Below are 22959 nucleotides of genomic sequence, written 5' to 3'. Positions count from 1 at the left end.
TATGGAATAGCCCAACACAAAGAACATCATCACAACTACCCAACACACATCCCCTTTTTCTGGTTTGTAACAGGACTTTTTGCCCTTTTTTGCTGCGATAAAAAATCGAGCCGCATCAGCTGGTTAGTTTTTCTTATCAATGTTTTTATCCACTTAGCATTAGATACCATTGTGGGTGAAATTGCCTGGGCTTTCCCCATTACTCGGCATAAATTTGTATGGTTTTCTGTACCCAATGCATACGATTGGTGGGTTCTAAATTTTGTGGGGCACTGGACGTTTCTTTTTGAACTAACCCTCGTGATATGGGCTATTATCTTGATAAAACGCTATAAATTTGACTTGTCAAAAAATCAACCATTCGATAAGAGGTAAAAAACTTTCTTTAAGGGGTTAATATGGTTACTAAAAACGAAGAATCGGGTATCACACACATTTGGGAACGCTTTAACGGTCGCTGGATTACAGCGGGGGCCTTAGCCGGGTTAGCCGGTGGCGCTTTTGTAATGATGGTAGCCTGCATATTAGCCGCTAAAAATTTGGGGGAATGGTCACAACCTTTAAAATTACTAGGCGCCATCTGTTACGGCGAAGACGCTACCCGTTTTGGAGCGTTGGGAAAAGCAGGTTTCCATGGCATTCTTATTCATGCCCTCCTCTCCACTGTTTACGGAATTACATTTGCCCAGCTTGTTAATGAATACAGCCGCTTTATTTCCATTTTAGTGTTGGGTGTTGTCACAAGCCTGATTATTTGGGTTTTTGGTTGGAATCTTTTCTTGCCCAGCGTTGCTCACCAGCTCTTTAATCTGCATCTCCCCATTTATGTGGGATTATTTCTCCACATTATTTTTGGAGCTTCGTTTGCGGTTATTTTATCAACGTGGCTTAAACCCCGTTTTGTTTACGGGGATTAAGATTTAAGAAAAATAAAACTAATCCATTCATTTTTCTGATTCATTTCTACAAGTGTGAGCTGTTTAAACGCTTGTTCGATGATTTCTTTTTCGCCAATAACTATTCCCGATAAAATAAGATGCCCATTGGGCTTTAAGCCTTTAATAAGCTCGTCTTTGAGCTCAAGATGAACGGGCGTAATAATATTAGCCACCACCACATCAAATTGATCGTTCACTTTTGAAATATTGTCATAAAGCGGAATTTTAACACCATTCAGTTCAAAATTTTCTTCGGCATTCACCCTCGACATCTCGTCAATTTCTACCGCTACAATTTTGGAATAAGCACAAAGAGAAGCCACAATTGCCAACACCCCGCTACCGCTACCCACATCTAATAGTGAGGCTCCCTTTATTTTAGAAATAGCCTTACTTGCCAGCTGAGTGCTTTCGTGACGACCCGTTCCAAAAGCAGCCCCGGGACGAATAGTAATATGTTTTCCGGGAGGAATGGGAACCGACGTTTCCATATCGGACGGCGGAATAATAAATGTACCGTTATACAGTTCGATAGGGTCAAACGGTTTTGGTTTAAAACGGACATCCTGACTATCAACTTCTTCTTGTTTCAGATTTGTGGCTCCTAAAGCTTCAAGTTCCTGAATCCAGCTTGCAGAAAAAGAGGATGATGTAAAAGTAGCTCTTAAATGAACAGAACCCGAAACAGGATTCCCCTCTTCAATACCCTGAACATCCCACGTGAAGAGTATTCCCGAAATAAGATCAACATTGGCCTCAGACACATCAAAATCTAGTACTGTAAATAGCATAGCCCCCTCTCTGCCAGAGTGTTAAAAAAAGGGAAAGTAATTTAAATTAGGTTGCAGTTGAGACTTAAAATATACATAATGGTCACCTCTCACCGTTTTTGGGCATTTTAAAAACTTAATTCAGAAAGGGAAAATATGGTTTATTTTTTAAGACGTTTTGCGTCTATTGCTATGCTGTGCAGTACGCTCATCATCATCGCCTGTGGCTCTGGCTCTTCCTCTGGCGGGGGCACTGACGATACGGGGGACGATACCCTATCTAATGGATTAACAAGGGAACAGAACGATACAACAACACAATCTATATATTCACTCATGGATTCCACGGTTAATACCCGTGCGGCAGCAAATCCTTCTCTCTCTGCTCCTCCACCTGTTTTAACGCGCGCCATAAGTCCGGTTGATAGCAACTGTGAATCGGGTACGGTTGAATTAGATACCGATACTTTTACGGTAACTTATACCGATTGCCTGCTTACTTTTGATGACGACGACTGCACGAACGAAGATGCAGATGTGTCTTTACTGGAAAACGGTACTGTTGAGGTAGCCATGGGCGACACAACTGTAATTACCGTAGATTTTGCGTCAACAATTACAGACTTATGCGATGAAGAGGCCGAGCCTGTTGATAGCACTATTGCAGGCACAGCTACTGCCACCGATGATGGAACAACAAACACCATTGATATGGATTTGAGCGGTACTTACAATGGGCAGGATTTTACAATGACGACCGAAACTCCCCTTACAATTCCGAATAATAATGACGATGATGACGATACAAATGACGAATTATGGTCGGGAACCATTACGGTTACCATAGGCGACACTATTATTGAGTGCGTTCTTGATTCATTTCATGCGGAAAACGCAACACCCGCAGCCCTCCAGGATCTTTGTTCTATTCCGGAATAAAAATTGAACGAATCCTATATAAAAAGGGCCCCAAAAGGGGCCCTTTTTTACTTTAGTCCTTCTCTCACTTAAGCTACATTCACTGTGTGTCAGAAAAATTAAAAACCGTTCTTGTTACCGGAGCCAGCACAGGTATTGGGCTAGAACTCGTCAAACTTCTTCTTCAAAATCCTTCTTACCGCATTGTAGCCACAGCCCGCTCTTCTTCATTAAAACGTTTTGCCGATGCAGGACTTGTGGAATCGGAAAAATTACTTATTCGGCCGCTGGATGTGCGTCATTACGACGAAGCTACCAGTCTTATTGAGGAACTCGATAAAAAATTTGGCGGCGTCGATATTTTGGTAAATAACGCGGGGCTTGCCTACCGATCGGTGGTGGAACACATGAATGCCGATGAAGAAGAAGATGAGTTTAGAGTGAACTATTTTGGCCCACTTCACCTTATTCGCTTAGTGATGCCTTCCATGCGCGAGCGGCGCGAAGGACGTATCATTAACATATCATCGGTTGGCGGCATGATGGCCATGCCCACCATGTCCAGTTATTCGGCCTCCAAATTTGCTTTGGAAGGCGCCAGCGAATCGTTATGGTACGAGCTCAAACCCTGGAACATTAAAGTAAGTCTGGTGCGCCCCGGTTTTATTCATTCGGATGGTTTTATGAACACACGTTTTACATCCGATGGCGAACATTCTTCGCAAGACCCAACATGCGACTACCACGCCTATTACAAACACATGGGCAATTTTGTGAGTGATATTATGGATAAATCGCCGGACACCTCCATATCGGTGGCCCGCGTTATTTTAAAAACAATGGAACGTAAAAGCCCGCCTCTGCGTATTGCCGGCACGCTCGATGCCCGCTTTTTTGGACTACTCCGCCGTTTTTTACCCCAGCGTTTTTATCACTGGCTCCTCTACCGGGGCCTGCCTCACATTAACGAATGGAGACCCGATGAAAAACCTTCCCCTGTCACCCGACATTGCTGATTTAATTTTTAGGATGCTCTTTAGCAGTATTTTTTTAGGCCTGGGTGCCGAACATATTTTTTCGGATACGCTTATCATGCATCTCATGCCCGTATGGATGCCGCTACCGCATGTAGTTTCGATAGGCGCCGGACTCATTCTTTTAACCGGTGGCTTTATGATCTTGCTGGGTTTTCATGTACGTGTAGGCGCTCTTATTCTATCTATTTTTTTGGTGATTGTAACAGTGATGGTGCACGTGCCAGGCGTTCTCTTTATCCCCCCCGAATTTTCAAACGAGTACAGCTGGACCTGGGTGATTTTGCAACGGAGTAATCTGGTAAAAAATTTATGCCTTTTGGGTGTTTGCTTTAATTTGTTTTACCACGAGCCCACGCGCTATACATTGGATAATTTTATAAGAAGAAAAAAATCTAATTTTAAATGACAGAGATTCATAATTCGTGTAGATCAATTCGCGAAAAATATGAACTTTGAACTCTGGTTTAAACAAAAAAATCCATCCATTCCATACCCTGCTGCTTTAGCTGTTATAGCCCTTACCGAAGACGGCTCAACGGTTCCGTTTATTGCGCGTTACCGCAAGGAACAAACCGGCAATTTGGATGAAGTGGGCATTCAAACTATTATTGATAGTAAACAAACCTGGGACGAAACCCTAAAACGCCAAGCCTTTATTGTTGAAGAAATAGAACGGCAAAAAAAGCTAACACCCGAACTCAAAGCCAAAATTTTAAGCTCGTTTGATTTATCCACACTCGAAAACCTGTATTTGCCCTACAAACAAAAACGTAAAACCAAAGCCACCATCGCCAAAGAAGCTGGCCTTGAACCCTTGGCCCAATGGGTTTGGGATACGGGGCATGGTTTAGCTAAACCCGAAGCAGGTCAAACTTTGGAATTATACGCCTTAGCCTTTTTAAACCCCGAAAAGGAAATTAAAGAAGCCAAAGATGCCATAGCCGGGGTACAGGATATTTTAATTGAACGCTTGGCCGAAACCGTAGAACTGCGTGAACTAACCCGCAAAACCGTTTTTGAAAAAGCTCATCTTAAAGTTAAAAAAGGCGAAGGAGCTCTCCCCAACAGCAAGTTTGATAAATATTTTGACTTTAACGAAACCATCACCACCCTTTTAAAACCCGAAAACTCACACCGCTACATGGCGATTAGACGCGGCTGGATGGAAAAGGAATTGAGCATTTCGTTTGGCAGTTTGGATGAAGACAATGGTTACGAGAAATTTTTGCTGCAAGCTTTTGAAAATGCCGCGTGCAGTGTTAAAGATGCCCCCGGCGCCAAAATACTCTTATTGGCAGCGCGCTTAGCCCTTAAAGCTCATGTGCTTTCGAGTGTGGAAAGTGAAGTGCATAAAGAACTCAAAACCATTGGTGACACCGCCGCCATTAAAGTTTTTGCCGAAAATGTCCGCAAACTTTTGCTCGCTTCGCCTTATGGCTCTAAAGCGGTATTAGGGATTGATCCCGGCATACGCACCGGTTGCAAAGTAGCCGTGGTAGATGATGCCGGAAAATATATCGGCAGCACGGTTATTCATTTGCAAAGTGTGGCCGAACAAAAAGCAGCCACCAAACCCATTATCGAGCTCATTAAAAAAGCCTCCATTAAAGCCATTGCTATTGGTAACGGCACAGCCGGCCGCGAAACCGAAACTTTTATACGTCAAATTATTAAGGATGCAGGCTTAAGTACACCGGTGGTGATGGTGAGTGAAGCTGGTGCCAGTGTTTACAGTGCAAGCCCTGTAGCGCGTGAAGAATTTCCGGATTTGGATGTTACTGTACGTGGTGCCATTTCTATTGCTCGCCGCTTGCAAGACCCTTTGGCCGAACTGGTAAAAGTAGATCCCAAAAGTATTGGGGTGGGTCAGTACCAGCACGATGTGTCACCTCATGCTTTGGAAAAAAGTTTGGATCAAGTAGTGGATTCGTGTGTGAATTCGGTGGGGGTTAATTTAAACACCGCTTCTTACCATCTTTTATCCCACGTTTCTGGCATTGGTCCGGCTTTGGCTAAAGCCATTGTTGACCACCGCAAAACCAAAGGGCTTTTTAATACTCGTCGCGATCTCTTAAACGTGCCGCGCTTTTCGGAAAAAGTTTTTGAACAGGCAGCCGGCTTTTTACGCATCAGCGGCGGCTCACAACCTTTAGATAACACGGGCGTACACCCCGAACGCTATGTGCTTCTTGAAGAGCTTGCCGCAAGCTTAAAAAAATCGGTGAGTGATTTATTGGGGGCGGGAGTAAAAGATATTAAAGCCTCCAAAGCTTTTAAAGAAAAAGTAGGACAATTTACTTTTGAAGATATTATCCGCGAATTAGAAAAGCCCGGCCGCGACCCGCGCGAACAGTTTGTCACTTTTAATTTTAGGGACGATATTAGTGAAGTTAAAGATTTAAAACCCGGCATGACCTGCCCCGGCATTGTAACCAATGTGACTAATTTTGGTGCCTTTATTGATATTGGTGTGCATCAGGATGGTTTGGCTCATATCTCACAACTGGCCGACCGTTTTGTGAAAGACCCACATGAGGTAGTAAGCCCGGGGGACCGTGTAACAGTGCGTGTACTAGAAGTAAATGTAGAGAAAAACCAGATAGCTTTAACACTGCGCAGTGAATCGGCCCAACCTGTAGCCGGCGCTTTTGTTAAAAACCAGCAAGCCGCAGGCTTTAAAGGAGGAGCTCCCCGCCCCCAAAACCGCCCCCAAGCCCAGCAGCAAGGAGCCTTTAACAATCCTTTTGCCAGCCTTGGAAATTTAAAAGTGAAAAAATAATTTCATATAACTTTCCCATCAAATCTCTCAATAAACCGGCAGCGTTTGCATAAATCTTCTACCAGTTTTCCGTTTTGAAAGCCTTGATGAATCGCCTTGGCACGCGGGCTCTCTAGAATGGACATAAGGGATTGATCGTTCACCGATCCCAAATTGATCACCGCCTCCTTATCCAAACAACACGGCACCACGCTACCATCGGCATGAATGCCAATATGAGAGCCTAACCCATGGCAAAAACCGGTTTCCGATCGGATAGAATTGTTGGGATTTGGCCATTCAAAGCGCGAATCGAAATGCAGGTAGAGGCGTCCCTTTAATTTTTTACTTTTATTCAAGCTCACATCCACCTGAGGATTAATCGTGACCTTAAATTCATTTTCGATACGGTGCAGTAGATCTTGATTAAGAACAGCATCACTCGTTTCTTTTAAGTTCCAGAGCCTGAAATTGATATAAAGATCGGGACGCAAAACCAGTGCTTTTTGTGTAAAAGAAAATATTTTACTTAAATAAGTAGAAATATCCTGCCCCTTAAAATTGCCTTCAAAACTCTGCAGCGAAAAATTTACCTGACGAATGATAGGGTTAAGCAAAAGTTCTTCACGAGAAGCATTAAGCAGCATGCCGTTGGTAGTAAGATTAACAGGCAGCGCATGATACGCACATTTTTCTAAAAAATCGGCAAATCCCGTATGCAAAAGAGGTTCGCCCATGAGATGAAGACAAACTTCATCAGTTAAGGGGGCAGCCTCACTCACAATTTTTTCAAACAAATCTGACCCCATCACTTTTTGATGGCGTTCTACCATAGGACAAAAATCGCACTGAACATTGCAAATATTGCTAATTTCGATATAGATTCTTTTAAAGCGCTTGGACACAGCACTTGCTTAGTCGGTCTGTCTAAAACTTGCAATCTATGGATAAAAACAATCCCGGCACCTGGATTAAATACAAAGAAGGCCTATGCACAGGCTGCATGGCCACGTGCTGCACCATGCCGGTGGAAGTAGATAAAGACGATTTGGTTTTACTGGGTTTATTGGATGAAGGTGATGATTTAAGAAAAAAAACCAAAGACCTTTTAAAACAAAAAATAATAGAACGCTACCGCGACAAAACCGGTAAAGCTACATTAAGTAGCATGCGCGATGGCTCATGTTTATTTTTAGATAGCACTAGACGTTGCACCGTTTATGAAAAACGCCCTAAAACCTGCCGTAATTTCCCCTTTGTAAGCTCGCGCCCGGGTTATTGTCCTGCGGTTAAAAAATCATAGCCGTATGGAAAAATCTCGGGAGCCAGCTCCATGATTCTTCCTACCAAGGAAGGATTATTATATTCGCTAGCTTACTGGGCCGTAAACGGCCGAGATTGCGCCGCGCTTTCGTATTCAGCCGAATACGGTTTATTTTCTCCCCCTTTACATTAGCGTGCCAATTTCATATGAGCATCCTTACTTGGAGATTATATGAAGCATTTTTTAATAATTCTTTTTCTTGTTTTAACGCTTGCAGCTTGTGGCGGGGCTTCATCGGGCAATAATCAAACCCCAGACACATCAGAAGACACAATTCCCTCAGACGATCCATCGGCATCAGGTTTTGCACTTTTAAAAAGTGAATCAGAAAGTACTCCCGTTATCCGTCACGAAAAAGGCATTGTGCGCTCGGCTATGTTTCGCATTCCCAGCAATGGTGGTGACGCCGTAGAAGACGCGTTTGATTTTTTAAAAACATACAGCGCTATTTTAGGGCTTACCAATCCCGTAAAAGAACTTTATTTAAAAAAGAATTATCGCGATAAAGACGGTGGAGAACATATATTTTTTGGCATTCGTAAAGGCGATGTATCGCTCGAAGGCATTTTAATAGGACTTAATCGTGAGGGTGGTTTTTGGACAAGCTTATCCAGCAACGTATACCTGGCCGGCCTGGAAAACCTGGATAATTTAGAAATAGCACCTGCTTTATCCCCCACTGATGCCGAAAATGCCGCCATCAAGCACCTGTTACTGGCAAATAGCAAAATTGCGGGTATTTCAAAACTTGTGATGTTTAACCCGCAATTAATAGATGGCGATAATAAATTGCTCCTTACTTATAAAGTGCATGTTCAAGGCAAAAATGCCTCGGGAATTTTTGAGGAGTATTTTGTTTTTATTAATGCTCAAAACGGTGCTGTAGAAAATGTACAATCACTCACCATTGCCGCAAAAGATTTTGATATTGAAACCGCCAATAACACTGATTCAGACACCTGTTGGTTTTTTGTTTGGGAATCACGTAATTACTGGTTTAACCAAGACGGGCCTAATGGCTACCCAGGCATTGGATCCGACCCATTTGCAGACGGACAAACTACTTTTGATTCACTCCATATCATTTACGATTATTATAACGACACTTTTGGGCATCGCTCGTGGGATGGTAGTGACGGCGACAATGTGTGGGCCATGGTGCACACGGGTGTAAATTGGGGAAATGCTGCTTATAATCCAGGTTGTGGAATTGTAAAAATTGGAGATGGCTGGGGTACTCTGGATATTGTAGCGCATGAGTTTACGCATGCCGTTGTGCGTTTTGCAAGCGACCTTGTTTACCAAAACGAATCGGGAGCCTTAAACGAAAGCTTTGCCGACGTGTTTGCCTATTTTATTGATAATGATGACAATATTATTGGGGAAGATTTACCCGGTGACGGCACAGGAATCCGCAGCATGGCAAACCCGCCACTAAAAGGCCAGCCCGATCATGTGAATAACCTTTGCACCATGACAACCGACTATTGTGCTTTTGCAGCCGATAATGGTGGTGTTCATACCAACTCTGGTATTTTTAACAAGGTAGCTTATCTTTTATTAAATGGGGGCACACACAATAGCGTTGTGGTGCATGCTATCGATAGAAGCCGTGTACAAAAGCTGTGGTACGACACTTTATGGAATAGGATCGGATCTAATTTTAGACTGGTTGATGCCCGAGATGCTTTTGTAGCCCAGGTTCAAAGTTATGTAGATGATGGCCGCTTTGGATATACTCGCCGCGATGTATGCGAAGTGCGAAACGCCTTTTTATCGGTAGGTTTAGGAACAGGCGATATTGATTGCGATGGTCGCGAAGATATTACCGATGCCGATGATGACAACGATTATGTAAACGATAGCGTTGATAATTGCCCCACGCTTTCCAATCCGCGCCAGGCCGATTTGGACGGAGACGGCACGGGAGACGCCTGCGATGTTGACCAGGACGGAGACAATATTTGGGAAGACGGCGACAGCACTTTAAATGAAAACGATAATCGCTGTACAGGCGGAGCACAGTTTGGTTGCGATGATAATTGTCCCAACATATCCAATTTTGATCAGCTTGATAGCGATGGAGATGGCATTGGAGATGTGTGCGACGATGAAGACCATGATGGTGTTTTTAATGCCGACGATAATTGTCCCAATAATGCAAATGCCTCACAAGACGACCGTGATGGCGATGGGCAAGGCGATGCGTGTGATAATAACCGCGATGGAGATTCTCGCAATAACGATGAAGACAATTGCCCCGACATTGAAAATTCGTCCCAAACCGATAGCGACGGGGATGGCGTTGGGAATAGATGTGATAATTGTATCAATGCCTCCAATCCCGATCAAAGTAATATTGATAGAGATAGTACAGGCGATGCTTGCGATACCGACATTGACGGAGATGGCTTGGTAAACGGCGATGATTCTTGTCCCAGTAATTTCGATCCTGCCGATGCCGATATTGATGGCAACGGCACAGGAATTGTTTGCGACGATAACGAAGCCGCTATGCTTGATGGATCGGAAGCTGCTGGCTTGCGTGATGCCATCCTCAACTTTAAAAACAACCTCGACATCCTCCGCATCCCAGTACGCCCCTGCTTAGCCGATGGATGCCCTAACTGGATGGACGCTGATAGCCTTTTAAAAGTGGATGTAGTAATGGGTAAGAATCCTGGCAACTACGTTCAATTACCGCAAATAAGCCAGATGAGACTTATTGATAGCAATGGCATTGTACTGGCTCGCGATTTTAGCACGGGGGGAACACTTTCAATCAGTGCTCCTATGAGTGCCGACACACATTTTATGCCACCGGGAGGCTTAGAAGCAGGAATTACGCCCTTTAACGGGACCAGTTATTTTCTGGAAATTGCACCCATGTTTGATTCTGGTCAATCGTCTTTTGCGATAGATGCACAAATTGGAGTCAGGGTTGAATAGAACTATTTGATACTTGCAAATAATCTTTAGAAACTAAACCATCTTCATGTCTAAATCCCGCTCTCTTCTTTATTTTTGTTTGGTAGTTTTAGCCTGGGGCGGGTCTTTTTTGGGTATTCATTATTCATTGGAGCATTTCCCGCCTTTTTTAGCGGCTTTTTTTAGGAGTGCCGTGTGCTTTTTAGCGGTGGCCGCCTTCATGATTTTTAAAAAACTCCGTTTTCGCTATGGCCGCTACAGCCTTTATTCGGCAGGCATTGGAATGATTGGGATGGGGCTGGCCTGGATTTTTTTATTTTGGGGCGAAATGTATATTCCGCCGGCTTTGGCCTCCATCATCAATAGTACCGTTCCCATTTTTATTGTGATTCTTACTCCATTTTTAACCCCGCAAGATAAACTCACACCGCAAAAAATCATTGGCGTGCTGGTTGGTTTTAGCGGCGTGCTGGTTATTTTTTGGCCCAATATTGCAAGCCTTAGCGTATCGCCTTCGGTTTTAGGCATGACTCTTATTTTTGGCATGGCGGCCTCATACGGCAGCAGTATTTTGGTTGTTAGGCGCCTACTTAAACACATTGAACCCACTGCCAATATTTTTTACCAGTCTATTGGTGCTATGATTATTTTATGGTGCGTTAGCTTTAGCCTTGAAAAAGAAGCTTGGGCCCGTGTGGATTGGTCGCTTCATACCGGTCTTTTAGCAGTGGCCTACCTGGGCATTGTAGCGTCGGCTATGGCCTTTGTGTTGTTTAACCAAATCATCAAGCATGTAGGCAGCATTCAGGCTGGCATGGTTACGCTGTGTGTACCTTTTGTGTCTATTATATTAGATATGATTATCCTGAAATCTTTTTTAAACTTCTATCAAATGGCCGGTGGCTTGCTCATTCTTTTGTCGCTGGGAATTATTAACAATTTATTAGCTTTTTCATGGAAACCTCGTGAAGCCGCAACAGAAAAATGAGCGCCACGATGGATCCTATTAAACACATATGAATACTTTAGAACAAATTAAGAAATATGGACATTTCCTCATCCTCGCTGCCATTTTAGTTGTTATTGGATTTACGCTTTATCAAAATCTACAAATAATCCATGGCTCCGCCTGGGTTTTTGAAAATCGTTACCACAACTGGACCTATAAAACTTTTTTGTACAGCACTTATCTTGTGCGCGCCCTCCTTGTTTTACTTATACTTACATTTTTTATTCGTACTCGGTATTTCCCCTTGCTTTTTATTGTGACCATGATGGGTGTTATCATTAACGATATCTTTCTTGTTTCTGTAGCCCACCAGGAAATGCAAAAAATGGGCGTCATGGCATCTGATTTGATGGCCACTTTTGGAATTTCTCTATACAAGCCCATTATTACTAAAGCCTTCATTTATGCCCTTTGTTTTTTATCGATGCATAAACTTAAAAAGGTAAAATCTTTTTTTGTTGCCATGTGAACGCAATATCAAGATAAAAAGCCAATAGCGTTCTGCAAAAAACTTTACTAAGGTATTTCCGTGCTTCATTCTCATCAAAAAATTTTGCAAGAAACTTTTGGCTTAAACCAATTTCGTTTGGGTCAGAAAGAAATTATAGAAGACGTGTTAAAGAGTGAAGACGTGATGGCCGTGCTCCCCACCGGCGGGGGTAAATCGCTGTGTTATCAAATGGCGGCCGTGGCTAAAAATGAACTGGTTATTGTTGTGTCGCCACTCATTGCGCTGATGAAAGACCAAGTGGCGGGGCTTCATAAACGCGGAATTCCGGCGGGAGCACTTTATTCTGGCCAGACCATGGATGAAAAACGAAAAGTATTTGAAGACATTTCTCGTGGCGGAAAATTTTTGTTATATCTCTCTCCCGAACGCACCCAAAAAGACGCTTTTAAAAACTGGATTAAACCCCGCAAGATTGCTCTTTTTGCCATCGACGAAGCACACTGTGTATCGCAATGGGGACACGATTTTAGAGAAGAATATGCACAGTTGGGAATGCTTAAAGATATTAGGCCCGATGTACCCGTATTGGCTCTTACCGCCTCGGCCACTCCTTTAGTATTGGGTGATATTGCCAAACACCTTAAATTAAAAAACGCAAAAAAGCATATCCACGGGTTTTATCGTAAAAACTTGTATTACCAGGTAGAAATGTGCACCAACACGCACGAAAAAATGGCCTTTGTTAAACAAGCACTTGCCCAAAACCCCACCGGCCGTGTGATTATTTATTGCGGCACGCGCAAAGTAACCGAAGAAGTGGCCAGCGAATTAAGCCGCGGTTTTACAGGTGTATCCTATTATCACGCCGGTATTGGAAATGAGGAGCGCCACACCGTGCAGGATGATTATGCCCAAGGCAATAGCCGCATTTTAGTGGCCACCAATGCCTTTGGCATGGGCATCGATCATCCCGATGTGCGTCTTGTCATTCATTTTAACATGCCGGCCAATATCGATTCGCTTTATCAAGAAATGGGCCGTGCCGGGCGCGATGGCCATCCGTCTACTTGTATTTTACTTTTTGAAAAAAGAGATAAAGGGCTGCAGGCCTATTTTATTCAAAGCTCGGACGCTCCCGCCGAAATTAAAAATTCGCGCTGGAACACACTGAATGCTCTTTTAGATTACGCCGACAGTGGCGAATGCCGCCATGGTGAAATTTTAACTTATTACCGCGATGCCCAGCGCATTAAAAGCTGCGGTCATTGCGACGTTTGCGATCCTGCGTCATCGCGTAAAATTGCAAAACCTGTTTTTGAAGCTAAAAACGAAACACGAGCTTCTGTTAAGACAAAAAAATCACGAACATCAGTTACCGATGGACCGCTCACCAATTTGGAAGAACTCCGTTTTCAACTCTTGCGCGAATGGCGCAAAAAAATGGCGGATGATTTGGACGTGCCGGCTTTTGTGGTGTTTAGCGACCGCACTTTAAAAGATGTGGCCAAGCTTAATCCGCACAATTTAACAAGCCTTGAAAAAGTTCATGGCTTTGGAAAAGTAAAAATAGACCGTTTTGGGCGGGAAATATTAGGTGTATTGGGTCAATAATATGAAAAAACTTATTTTTATTTATTTTCTATTCTATTCACTCACGGCTTTTTCATACCCTTTTTCGTTAAATGGGATTGATGCCACTCCCACCATGCATACTATTCTGGAGAAAACTTTTCTAGACGTTGACGTTTTAAAATTAGAATTGTTATTCCCCAAAACAATTAACGATCAGCTCTATAATCTTGTTAAAAACGAAACACGCGGCACCGAAACCAATAATAAAATAGCCAATATTGCCTCTCATTCCGAAAAAGCCGCCGCTAAAATAACATTTTTAAGAAATGTTTCGGTCAATCAATTTTTAAACGGCATTTTGGCTAATTTAGTATTGGCTAAAAACCAGGGGTATATTACGGAAGCCCAGCACCAATTTATTGCCCAGGGGCTTCCTGGATGGTATGCCTTTTTAAAAGAACGCGGCATTAAAAAAGGCGATGAAATGTTTTATAAAATGGAAAAGGACAGCATGCGGATTATGTATATTACAGTAGAGGGAAAAACTCTGCTCGATCAAACCGACACCGGTGCCGACAAACGCTTGTCTGTTTTAGGTTCTTATTTTGCAACAGGTTCCGATTTTAGAAAAGGATTGATTGAATCGTTATTTTGAGAAGTGGTTGGTCAATTGAGCAAAGAACCTGCTAAAAAGATATTTGACTATTGTAAATAGCTTATTTACAATAGTTTCATGAAAATAAAGCGTACTATTTTCAATAGGTTAAAGACACAAATAAGTGACCGCAAGATCTCAATTTTGGTTGGCCCTAGGCAAGTAGGCAAAACTTTTCTTTTGCGAGAACTTGAAAAGGAAATCCAAAGCCAAGGAAAATCTTGTCGTTATTTTGATCTTGAACAGCCTAGCGATATGTTGGCTTTGGGTGCAAGCGAAAAAGAACACTTTGATGTACTCACGCAAAGCGGAGAGGTTGTTTTAGTTGACGAATTTCATCTTATAAAAAACCTCTCCAAAATTTTTAAAGCCATACACGATAGCAAACACCCTATTAAAATTTTCGCATCAGGATCCTCAGCTTTGGAAATGCACAAACATCTCAAAGAAAGTATGGCAGGGCGGGTTATTTTCAATAAAATATTTCCTTTTTCACTTGAGGAACGTTTGCAGGATAAAAATCTTAAAAAGGAAGATATGCTGATATTTGGAGGGCTTCCTGGTTTGCTCCATTGTGAAAATAGTGAAGAAAAAATCATTGAGCTCCAAGACATGATTGCTACCTACATTCAAAAAGATATCAAGGCCTTGATTAAAGAAGAAAATATTCGTGCTTTCAACCATTTGTTGGTTTTACTTGCCAATTATCAAGGGGCGGTAGTAGTGGCCGCCAATCTTTCGCGTGAAATAGGACTATCAAAGCCCACGGTTGAAAAATATCTGGAAATATTGTCGCAAACTTACATTTGCCATACTCTTACCAGTTTTTCTAAAAACGTGTCTAATGAGTTGAAAAAGTCAAAAAAATATTACCTTTACGATTTAGGCATTCGAAACAGTATTATAAAAGATTTTAGCGAGATTGCCGATAGACCCGATGCAGGAGTACTAAAGGAAAGTTTTGTTTATTTGAGTATTTTAAAACAACTAAAACCCAATATGGATGTATTTTTTTGGAGAACAAAAAGTGGCCAGGAAATTGATTTTGTTCTTGTAAAAAACCGTGTGCCATTTCCGGTTGAAGTAAAATCAAAACTGTCTTCGCCGGAAATTCCACAGCATCTTAAAACATTTTTAGACAAATACCCTAATTCACCAGGAGCCATTATTTTTAATGATTCGATCCGGGAAACTACCGAGTATGCCAAACGTCCTGTAGCATTTTTACATTGGAGCGAAGCGGAAACCATCCCATTTTTAAAAAATGTGATTTGAATTAAATATAAAATTTAGAAAGCCCTTATGAAACCAACATTCACTTTTGGCCCCGAACTTTTTGACAATAAAAATGAATTTAACGATCCGTTTTTTAAACGCCATACTCTGCGTCATGCGCCTCAGCCACTAAAACTGACGGATACTATCTCTAAAAATTATCTCTTCCCTACGCTTTACGGCAACGTCACCGCCGCCATGGGTATCTTTTTTTGTAATTATAAAAAAGCGGAATCCATCATGCTGCATCCAAAAATAAAACCCATCAACATGCTTAAAAACCGCTCGCTGGTTATTTTTTCGTGCTACGAATACAAAAATGTACTGGGCATACCCTCTTACAACGAAATTGCCATGACCATTCCGGTACTCGTGGACCCAAGCATCAATATTCCCCTGCTTCCCATGCTGATGCCACCTAAAAATTTTGGATATTATGTTTTTTCAATGCCTGTTACTTCGGCCGAAAACAATATCCGCGGGCACAAAATTTGGGGATTGCCCAAAGTGGTGAATGAAATTGATATTACGCATGCTCATAATACCTGCGCCACAAAAGCATACGATGAAAAAGGAGAAAAATATTTTGAACTCAGCGTGCCTACTACCGGAAAAGAGACCAAGTTTGACGTAAAATCGTATTTATACTCCAAATTAGACGGAAAACTTTTAAAGAGTGAAACTAATTTTAAAGGAAACTTTAACGTTACTAAAAAACCGGCATCGGGCCATTACTTAACACTGGGCCCCTCACCCACCGCACAATTTTTAAAAGATTTGGAAATAAACCCGCAACCCTTTCAGTTTAGATACACACCTAGTATGAATGCCTGCTTTGATTTGGCCAATCCAAATTATCAGGCCCCGTTTGGGTTTTAATTACTCCAGCCCCCAAACAAGGGGGTTAACCATTTCACATAAAATCGTAGGCATATTGCCGGAAAAAAGTTAATATAACTTTTTTAAAAAAATGAAAGGGGCCTATGATTTCAACTATTTTAAAATTCAATAAAATCACTTTTTTAGTTTTAGCTGCTTTAAGCCTGTTGCTATTTAGCTCGTGCTCAAACAGAAAACTTTTGCTCCGCAACGCTCCTGCTGGAACAGTTTTTACAGATGAAGATGGTAATATTATCACCAAAGTTGCATTAGGCCACAGCGCTCAGTTACGCAATTCTCAAACCAACGCTGTGTTATTTGATTTTACACCTAACAACGATATCAATTTAACCAACCTTGAAATAAGCCGCTCGGAAAACGGAACTGTTATCAACTTTCCTTCCGAATCTGATAAAGATGGACTAGGCAATACATTAACCCTGTTTGTTGCCTGTAACCCGTCCAGCTCTGGCGTTCGCTTTTGCCCTGCCGTAACAAGCGCCGATGATTTATCTGCCTCATGCGATGGAGCAATTTTATTAACAACGCAAGCCGAAGAATCGGGAAGTTATCTTTGGGCCAATGCAACAACACGTTCGGGCTTATCCGATTGCGAAGTAGAAGTTAACATAGACGATGTTAACGGTGGCGCTCAGGGCACTATTGTTTTTTCATATTCATTTTCATTTTTAGGGCCCGATGGCATTGACATCACTCCCGAAACAGCTCCAGATTGCTTACTTGCCTGCGACGATCCCACCCTTGATGCTGGTGGTGTTAGTGGGCGCTATGCTTGCAACGACCCTGCCATCACAGGCCCCACCGAAGATATTTCGGGCACAAGCTTCTCTTGCCAATCTTCTTTTGAGGGCAACGATCAAAACTTTGTAACCAACTATCTTACAAGAACCCCATCCTTTACCTGGACATTTTTAACCGAATCGATAGCAACACTGGATTTAGCTAATTACAATTTTTTATTATCGGACGAAGAAAACAATTTAGTGGCATGCGAGTTTCAATGCGAAGCTTTTATAGAAGGTGAAGGCTCTTTTGAATTTACCATCAATGATGGCGAGTTTTTAACATACACCGTAACAGGCTACGATACCGACAACACCTATTTTGTGGATCCTGATCATTTAGATCCGGTTTTGGCGGGTATTGATGGCGGCCCTGTTGGCGTTGATACGCTGGTTATTACCGATAGCAATGACAATACTGATTACTCGTTTACTCTGGGAACAGGTGACTTTGAACACGTTACAGGTTTTGAGATTATCGATTTGGATAATGGTGTGGTCAACTCCATCTTTGTTGATGCCGATAGTTTATTGGCCACAAGCGACACTGCCAGCTTGCTTATTTTGGGAACCGAGCTTGACAGCATAGGCTTGGTGGATACCACATGGGAAGAATCGGCCACAACAGTAGAAATTAATGGTGTTACTTGTAACGAGCTCACAAACGGAGAGGCTACACTGTATTTGCAGGAAGGCATTACCTGGGGACAGGCCATTTAAAAAAAGGAAAATATGACACGCCCAATTCTTGTTGCCCTCATTTTATTTTTTGGTTTTTGTGCAGGCTGCACCTCTGGCAGCACGCATACCTTAAGTCTGGAAATAAAAGACGGCACAGAAATTCCTAATCTTGTTATGGCCGGTCATACGGTAAGTGCTTACTTTACGCTTACCAATACAGCCTCTGTTGCCCAAAGCGATACAATTATTTTATCTCTTCCAGCCAATACCACTAGAGTTTCTACAAACGGCACCTACGATGACACCTGCCCGCAGACGATTACACTTGCTGCATTAGAAAGCTGTACCTTGCAGCTCACTATAACCGGTGCCGTTAGCCAACAGCTAAGAGTTTGCAAACAGTTTGGTAGCAGCTGCATTAATAACAATGATCTTGGTGTTCGTGAAATTACGGCAGTCAATCTAACACCCGAAAATCCGCATCTGCACATTGGCACAACACAGCAAATGACAGCAACCGCAACATTTGCCGATGATACCACAGAAGATATTACTGAATTAGTCAGCTGGAACTCTTCGGACACCTCCATTACAACTATCTCGGATAATGGCTTGGCAACAGGTGTGGGCTTGGGTGAGGCCTCCATTACAATTGGCTTAGGCACCTTCTCCAGCGATGAAATACCGCTTGATGTAGTAGAGGTAACGGCATACCTCGCTAATCGCTTCCTGAATACTGTTTCAATTTGCACAATTAATACTGAAAGCGAACAATTAACTAATTGCGCCGATTCCGGGGCCGGAGCCACGTTTAACTTTCCCATTGGGCTTCATTTATCTACCGATAAAACAAAACTCTATGTTGCCAACGATACTGCTAACAATATTTCGGTATGCGATATTGATCATGACGATGGCACATTAAGCAATTGCACCTTAACGGGAACTTTGCTCAATCAGCCGGTAGACCTCTATTTTAACAGCACAGGCACCTTGGCCTTTGTTGCCAACGAAGCCGATAATCAAATTACTGTTTGCAATGTGGATGCAGAGGATGGCAGCTTCAGCAATTGTGCTTTAACGGGCGATGGGGCTATTTTAACCACCAACGATATTCTCCTTAATACAACCAATACCTTCGCTTATATTTCCGATTTAAATTTAAACGCGGTATTTATTTGTGATGTGAGTGAATTGGGAGCTTTGCAAAACTGCACCGATTCGGGACAAGGGACTACTTTTAGCAATACAAAAGGCTTAATTTTAAATGAAGACGGAACACAAATTTACGTTGATGAGGGTGTTATTACGGTGTGTGATATCGATACCGAAACAGGCTTATTAAATAATTGTAACGATACAGGCTATACAGGTGCGGGGCTTCAATTTTTTGTTTTTAATGAATTAAACACCAAAGTTTACGCAACAAAATCATTGTTTGGCGTTAACAGTGTGGTGATGTGTGATGTGGACGATGAAACAGGTTTTTTTGAAAATTGCACAGATGCCGCCGGAGACGGCACTGCCAGCTTTACCGGTGTTGCCGGCATTGTTTTAAAATAGCGATAAATTTTATTTTTTTCTTTTCCTGGTGTATTCAGATGAATACGCTTTTTACCCCAAACTCTCGACAACAACGTACATACGCCTCATACGGAGGCTTTATGAAATTTTTTATCACAAGTTTATTTACTCTTCTCACTTTGGCTTCGGGCCAAGTTTGGGCCAATACCTACTGTGTGAATACGGCGTTTGATGCCAACGCTTTTATTTTTGTAAGCGATTGCAACGCCAGCTGCACACCAACAGATTTTGGAGGTGGACTTACAGGATATTGTCCTCTTCGTAAGGCCATTGACATGGCCAATGCCCACGCTGGTGCCGATGAAATTATTTTTAACATTGCTGGTTTGGATAAAACCATTAATGTAGTTTCTAATTTGCCTGTCATCACCGAAAGCTTAGAAATTGATGGTACCAGCCAGCCCGGTTTTAATCCCAATTTACCTCCTCCGGTTATCATCACTCCTGCCGATGGTGTTGCGAGTGTAGGATTGGAACTACAAGGCACACAGAGTGTTGTAAAAGGTCTTCAGGTTTTAGGTTTTGATGATGATGGTATTCGTGTTGGGCCTGAAGATGATGTAACGGTGGCTAATCATGTGATTGGGCCTTACAATGTTATTTCGGGAAACGGAGAAGGCTTGCGCATTACCAGTAATTTTAATGTGATCATCGGTAACTACATAGGCACCACGGCCGATGGAACGGCCGCTTATCCCAATGATACCGGTATATCGCTCACTAATTTTGCTAGTGGCAATGCCATTGGTGGCGATTTTGCAAGCGATGGCAATGTGATTTCGGGCAGTACCAAATCTGGTATTAATATCAGTGTTTTTTCACACGATAACTATATTGGAAATAATTTTGTGGGTACAGATGCTACTGGAAATGCGGCTATTCCTAATACTGAGGCCGGCATTAAAATTCATCATGGTTCCTATAATAACGAAGTGGGTCCGGGTAATTTAATTTCGGGTAATGAAGTTGGTATTTACATCACGCGCGGCACTTTCGATTTTAGCGTGCGCGACAATGTGGTGTTTGGCAATACCATTGGTTTAAGCAGCGCGGGCGACGTTTTGGGGAACACCTCGCATGGTATCTTGGTGGATGATGGGGCCGATCATAATTTTATTGGTAGCGCCGATGACACTACCTTGGGCGATTGCACGGGATCGTGCAATGTTATTTCTGGCAATGGTGGCGATGGGATTTATTTGGTGGACGTTCGTGAAATTTTTATGGGGTATAACTCCATTTATAACAATGCAGGTTTAGGCATTAATATTCCCAATTTAATTGATAATAACGCCATCCCGGCACCAATCATAGAATCTATTTCCACATCCGAAGCCGGTGATCATACTTTTGTTTTAAATGTCAATACGGGAGCCGTAGGCGAAGACTACATGGTGCAGGTTTTTGAAAATGAAGCTTGTGATGCATCCGGTTTTGGCGAAGGCCAAACTTTGGTGTTAAGCCAAAATTTTACGGCCGATGCCAGTGGCATTATCTCGGTTAATATGCCGGTTACCACCACCAACGGCCTCTTTTTAAGCGCCACCATCACACGTGTTTCTACTGGTGATACATCGGAGTTTTCTAACTGCCAAGAAGTGCCGGCGTTTGTTCCTGCAACCGAAGCCCCGGCAGAAAGTGGTGGATCCGGCAGTGGTGATCCTGCGGATGGTTCGTCTTCACCCGGTTCTTCCGGTGGCGGTTGTTCGCTGGCGGTGGATGGCTCTTCTCACAATGGAATTGCTATTCTGACGCTAATGATGATGACGGTTATACTTTGCAAGAGGGGACGCCTATTGAATTACCGCAATAACTCAGAGAATGAAGTCAATAAAAAAAGTTATTCCATAAATGCAACTACTCCCCACTGGCATTATGTAAAAAATGGAATAAAACTTATTTTAACGCGGTACTAGCGCTATTTAGAAATCTGAAGAACAGGAATCGCCCCTTCACTCAGCATGCGGCGGTTAAGACTATCAGCCGATATAGTAATACTCCAACCATGATATGGGTCACGAATTATAGCCCTATTTTGTCGAAGTGATAAATAATCAACAATAATTTCATGCCCTCCTATTTCACCACCAATACCTACCATTGCAGCTCCATTTTCAGTTATTAATACTTCAAGTTTTTTAATTTCTACAATTTCATTAAAATATGTTGTCACTCCTAAATCTTGGAAATATTGTATGGCTGTTTGTTCATTAGTCAGAGTGGCATTTAATAATGTGTTCTGATCTACGGATATCCTGTGGTCCAAAGCTAGCATAAGTGCACAAGTCATAACACAACCTCTTTTGGACGCTTGATGTATTACATGCCTGCCATCTGAAGTAATACCATAAAAAACTCCATTAATATTACGGTCATGTAAAGCTGGCCAAGCTTCGTAATCTAAAATTTCATCATCCCTTATAAAGGCTTTATCGGCACGAATACTTCTGGCTTCCAAAGTATGCACATTAAATAAAACAGTATCGTTTCTTCCTAAAGGGGGATATTCTCTCACTTCTGCAAGAGGCGGTTTGCTTAAATAAGAAGGAATTCTATTCATACGTTGTAATTCTCGCCTAAAATTGTAATTTCGTTTAGCTTAGGAGGTAAGGCCATCAAATTAGACAGGGTTCTTGGGGCTTCACTTCTTCCATGACTTCCCGCATACCTCATCCAGTCATCAAACATGGTTTCGTAATACTGCTGGTAGGTGACGGACGTTCCGTTATTTTCAAAAGTATAGCATTCAAGCCATTCGGTTAGTTTGTCATGGGCTGTTTGGGGATCGGTTAAAAACTCGCTGGCAGTTACGGTGATGGTGGAGCCATCGGGCCTTGTGGCGGTTAGGGTTTTATCATCACTTAAATATCCTTTTTCCTGCATCCGGGCGGCAATCTGCATATCGGCTTCGTAGGCGGCGAGTTCGGATTGTAATTGGGATTCTACAAAGAAAGTTCTTTGCAAATCGCTATTCGCCCAAAACGCTTCCAGGGATGTGACAGAGGGATCAAATTGTTGGACTCGCGTGAGTAACGCATCTCCTTCCAAGTTAATCCATTCCATTTGTGTTTGATGATGCCTAATTTCGTGCACCAGCGTTTGAACTAAAACCAGCGGATCACCTCTTAATACCGCTGCATTGCGGTTGATGGTGATTTGCTGATTAGGTAAACTATGCCCCACTCCTTCTCCCTCATCAGTAAAACTAACCTGCAAATTATTAACCGCGGCCCAATCGAGATGATCGGCTAGTTCGGGAATAGACTCCCGCAATGCTAATTCATTGAGTCCAAATCCTGCTACAACCTCTGCTACAGAAATGGGGGTGTCAGATTGGGTTATTTTGGGTGCGGGAGTTAGATTTGTTAAAGTGGGGG

21 protein-coding genes are annotated in these 22959 nt (G+C 42.5%); 17 read left to right on the top strand and 4 right to left on the bottom strand.

Annotated elements, in window-relative coordinates:
• The coding region (locus K1X76_11550) for a hypothetical protein (protein MBX7149699.1) at positions 1-375 on the top strand (375 nt) is incomplete at its 5' end.
• A 23-nt stretch (positions 376-398) separates the two neighbouring features.
• Complete coding sequence (locus K1X76_11545; GenBank protein MBX7149698.1) at positions 399-917, top strand: hypothetical protein; 519 nt, start codon at positions 399-401, stop codon at positions 915-917.
• Here the strand turns inward: K1X76_11545 and K1X76_11540 are convergent.
• A complete protein-coding gene (locus K1X76_11540; protein ID MBX7149697.1) occupies positions 914-1729 on the bottom strand; it encodes a 50S ribosomal protein L11 methyltransferase in 816 nt (271 codons plus the stop codon). The genes K1X76_11545 and K1X76_11540 overlap by 4 nt on opposite strands.
• 135 nt (positions 1730-1864) lie before the next feature.
• Between K1X76_11540 and K1X76_11535 the strand changes: the two genes are divergently transcribed.
• The 4 genes from K1X76_11535 to K1X76_11520 all read left to right on the top strand — a co-directional run bounded on the left by K1X76_11535 (position 1865) and on the right by K1X76_11520 (position 6442).
• A complete protein-coding gene (locus K1X76_11535; GenBank protein ID MBX7149696.1) occupies positions 1865-2647 on the top strand; it encodes a hypothetical protein in 783 nt (260 codons plus the stop codon).
• 86 nt (positions 2648-2733) lie between these two features.
• On the top strand, positions 2734-3642 hold the full coding sequence (locus K1X76_11530; protein MBX7149695.1) for an SDR family oxidoreductase: 909 nt from the start codon (positions 2734-2736) through the stop codon (positions 3640-3642).
• Positions 3608-4069, top strand: coding sequence for a DoxX family protein (locus K1X76_11525; protein MBX7149694.1), 462 nt, complete (start codon positions 3608-3610; stop codon positions 4067-4069). The genes K1X76_11530 and K1X76_11525 overlap by 35 nt, the downstream gene beginning before the upstream one ends.
• 39 nt (positions 4070-4108) lie before the next feature.
• Entirely contained in the window at positions 4109-6442 is a 2334-nt protein-coding gene (locus K1X76_11520) for an RNA-binding transcriptional accessory protein (protein ID MBX7149693.1), read from the top strand.
• 2 nt (positions 6443-6444) lie between these two features.
• Here K1X76_11520 and K1X76_11515 read toward each other — a convergent pair whose 3' ends face one another.
• Positions 6445-7254 (bottom strand): SPASM domain-containing protein, encoded by an 810-nt coding sequence (locus tag K1X76_11515; GenBank protein MBX7149692.1) that lies wholly within the window; start codon positions 7252-7254, stop codon positions 6445-6447.
• 110 nt (positions 7255-7364) lie between these two features.
• Here K1X76_11515 and K1X76_11510 point away from each other — a divergent pair, with 110 nt between their 5' ends.
• From K1X76_11510 to K1X76_11460, 11 genes are all read left to right on the top strand, one after another.
• On the top strand, positions 7365-7724 hold the full coding sequence (locus K1X76_11510; GenBank protein ID MBX7149691.1) for a YkgJ family cysteine cluster protein: 360 nt from the start codon (positions 7365-7367) through the stop codon (positions 7722-7724).
• Positions 7725-7916: 192 nt separating this feature from the next.
• Positions 7917-10694 carry a M4 family metallopeptidase gene (locus K1X76_11505; GenBank protein ID MBX7149690.1) on the top strand — a complete coding sequence of 926 codons (2778 nt, stop codon included), beginning with the start codon at positions 7917-7919 and terminating at the stop codon, positions 10692-10694.
• A 46-nt stretch (positions 10695-10740) separates the two neighbouring features.
• Positions 10741-11661 carry a DMT family transporter gene (locus K1X76_11500; GenBank protein ID MBX7149689.1) on the top strand — a complete coding sequence of 307 codons (921 nt, stop codon included), beginning with the start codon at positions 10741-10743 and terminating at the stop codon, positions 11659-11661.
• Positions 11662-11689: 28 nt separating this feature from the next.
• Positions 11690-12151, top strand: coding sequence for a hypothetical protein (locus K1X76_11495; protein MBX7149688.1), 462 nt, complete (start codon positions 11690-11692; stop codon positions 12149-12151).
• A gap of 60 nt (positions 12152-12211) precedes the next feature.
• Complete coding sequence (locus K1X76_11490; GenBank protein ID MBX7149687.1) at positions 12212-13744, top strand: ATP-dependent DNA helicase; 1533 nt, start codon at positions 12212-12214, stop codon at positions 13742-13744.
• A gap of 1 nt (position 13745) precedes the next feature.
• Positions 13746-14360 carry a hypothetical protein gene (locus K1X76_11485; protein ID MBX7149686.1) on the top strand — a complete coding sequence of 205 codons (615 nt, stop codon included), beginning with the start codon at positions 13746-13748 and terminating at the stop codon, positions 14358-14360.
• Positions 14361-14504: 144 nt separating this feature from the next.
• On the top strand, positions 14505-15635 hold the full coding sequence (locus K1X76_11480; protein ID MBX7149685.1) for an ATP-binding protein: 1131 nt from the start codon (positions 14505-14507) through the stop codon (positions 15633-15635).
• A 27-nt stretch (positions 15636-15662) separates the two neighbouring features.
• Positions 15663-16514 carry an acetoacetate decarboxylase family protein gene (locus K1X76_11475; GenBank protein MBX7149684.1) on the top strand — a complete coding sequence of 284 codons (852 nt, stop codon included), beginning with the start codon at positions 15663-15665 and terminating at the stop codon, positions 16512-16514.
• Between the two features lie 104 nt (positions 16515-16618).
• Positions 16619-18037 carry a hypothetical protein gene (locus tag K1X76_11470; protein MBX7149683.1) on the top strand — a complete coding sequence of 473 codons (1419 nt, stop codon included), beginning with the start codon at positions 16619-16621 and terminating at the stop codon, positions 18035-18037.
• Positions 18038-18049: 12 nt separating this feature from the next.
• Positions 18050-19561, top strand: coding sequence for a beta-propeller fold lactonase family protein (locus tag K1X76_11465; protein MBX7149682.1), 1512 nt, complete (start codon positions 18050-18052; stop codon positions 19559-19561).
• A 101-nt stretch (positions 19562-19662) separates the two neighbouring features.
• Positions 19663-21498, top strand: coding sequence for a right-handed parallel beta-helix repeat-containing protein (locus K1X76_11460; protein ID MBX7149681.1), 1836 nt, complete (start codon positions 19663-19665; stop codon positions 21496-21498).
• A gap of 2 nt (positions 21499-21500) precedes the next feature.
• Here the strand turns inward: K1X76_11460 and K1X76_11455 are convergent, their stop codons facing one another.
• Together K1X76_11455 and K1X76_11450 are read right to left on the bottom strand one after the other, a co-directional pair.
• Positions 21501-22142, bottom strand: coding sequence for a hypothetical protein (locus K1X76_11455; protein MBX7149680.1), 642 nt, complete (start codon positions 22140-22142; stop codon positions 21501-21503).
• The coding region (locus tag K1X76_11450; GenBank protein ID MBX7149679.1) for a hypothetical protein at positions 22139-22959 on the bottom strand (821 nt) is incomplete at its 5' end. The genes K1X76_11450 and K1X76_11455, both read right to left, overlap by 4 nt.

The organism is bacterium (assembly GCA_019695305.1).
GTDB lineage: Bacteria > UBA10199 > UBA10199 > UBA10199 > JAIBAG01 > JAIBAG01.
The sequence above is the reverse complement of the archived record's forward strand: the minus strand, read 5'-3'. Positions and strand labels throughout refer to the sequence as shown.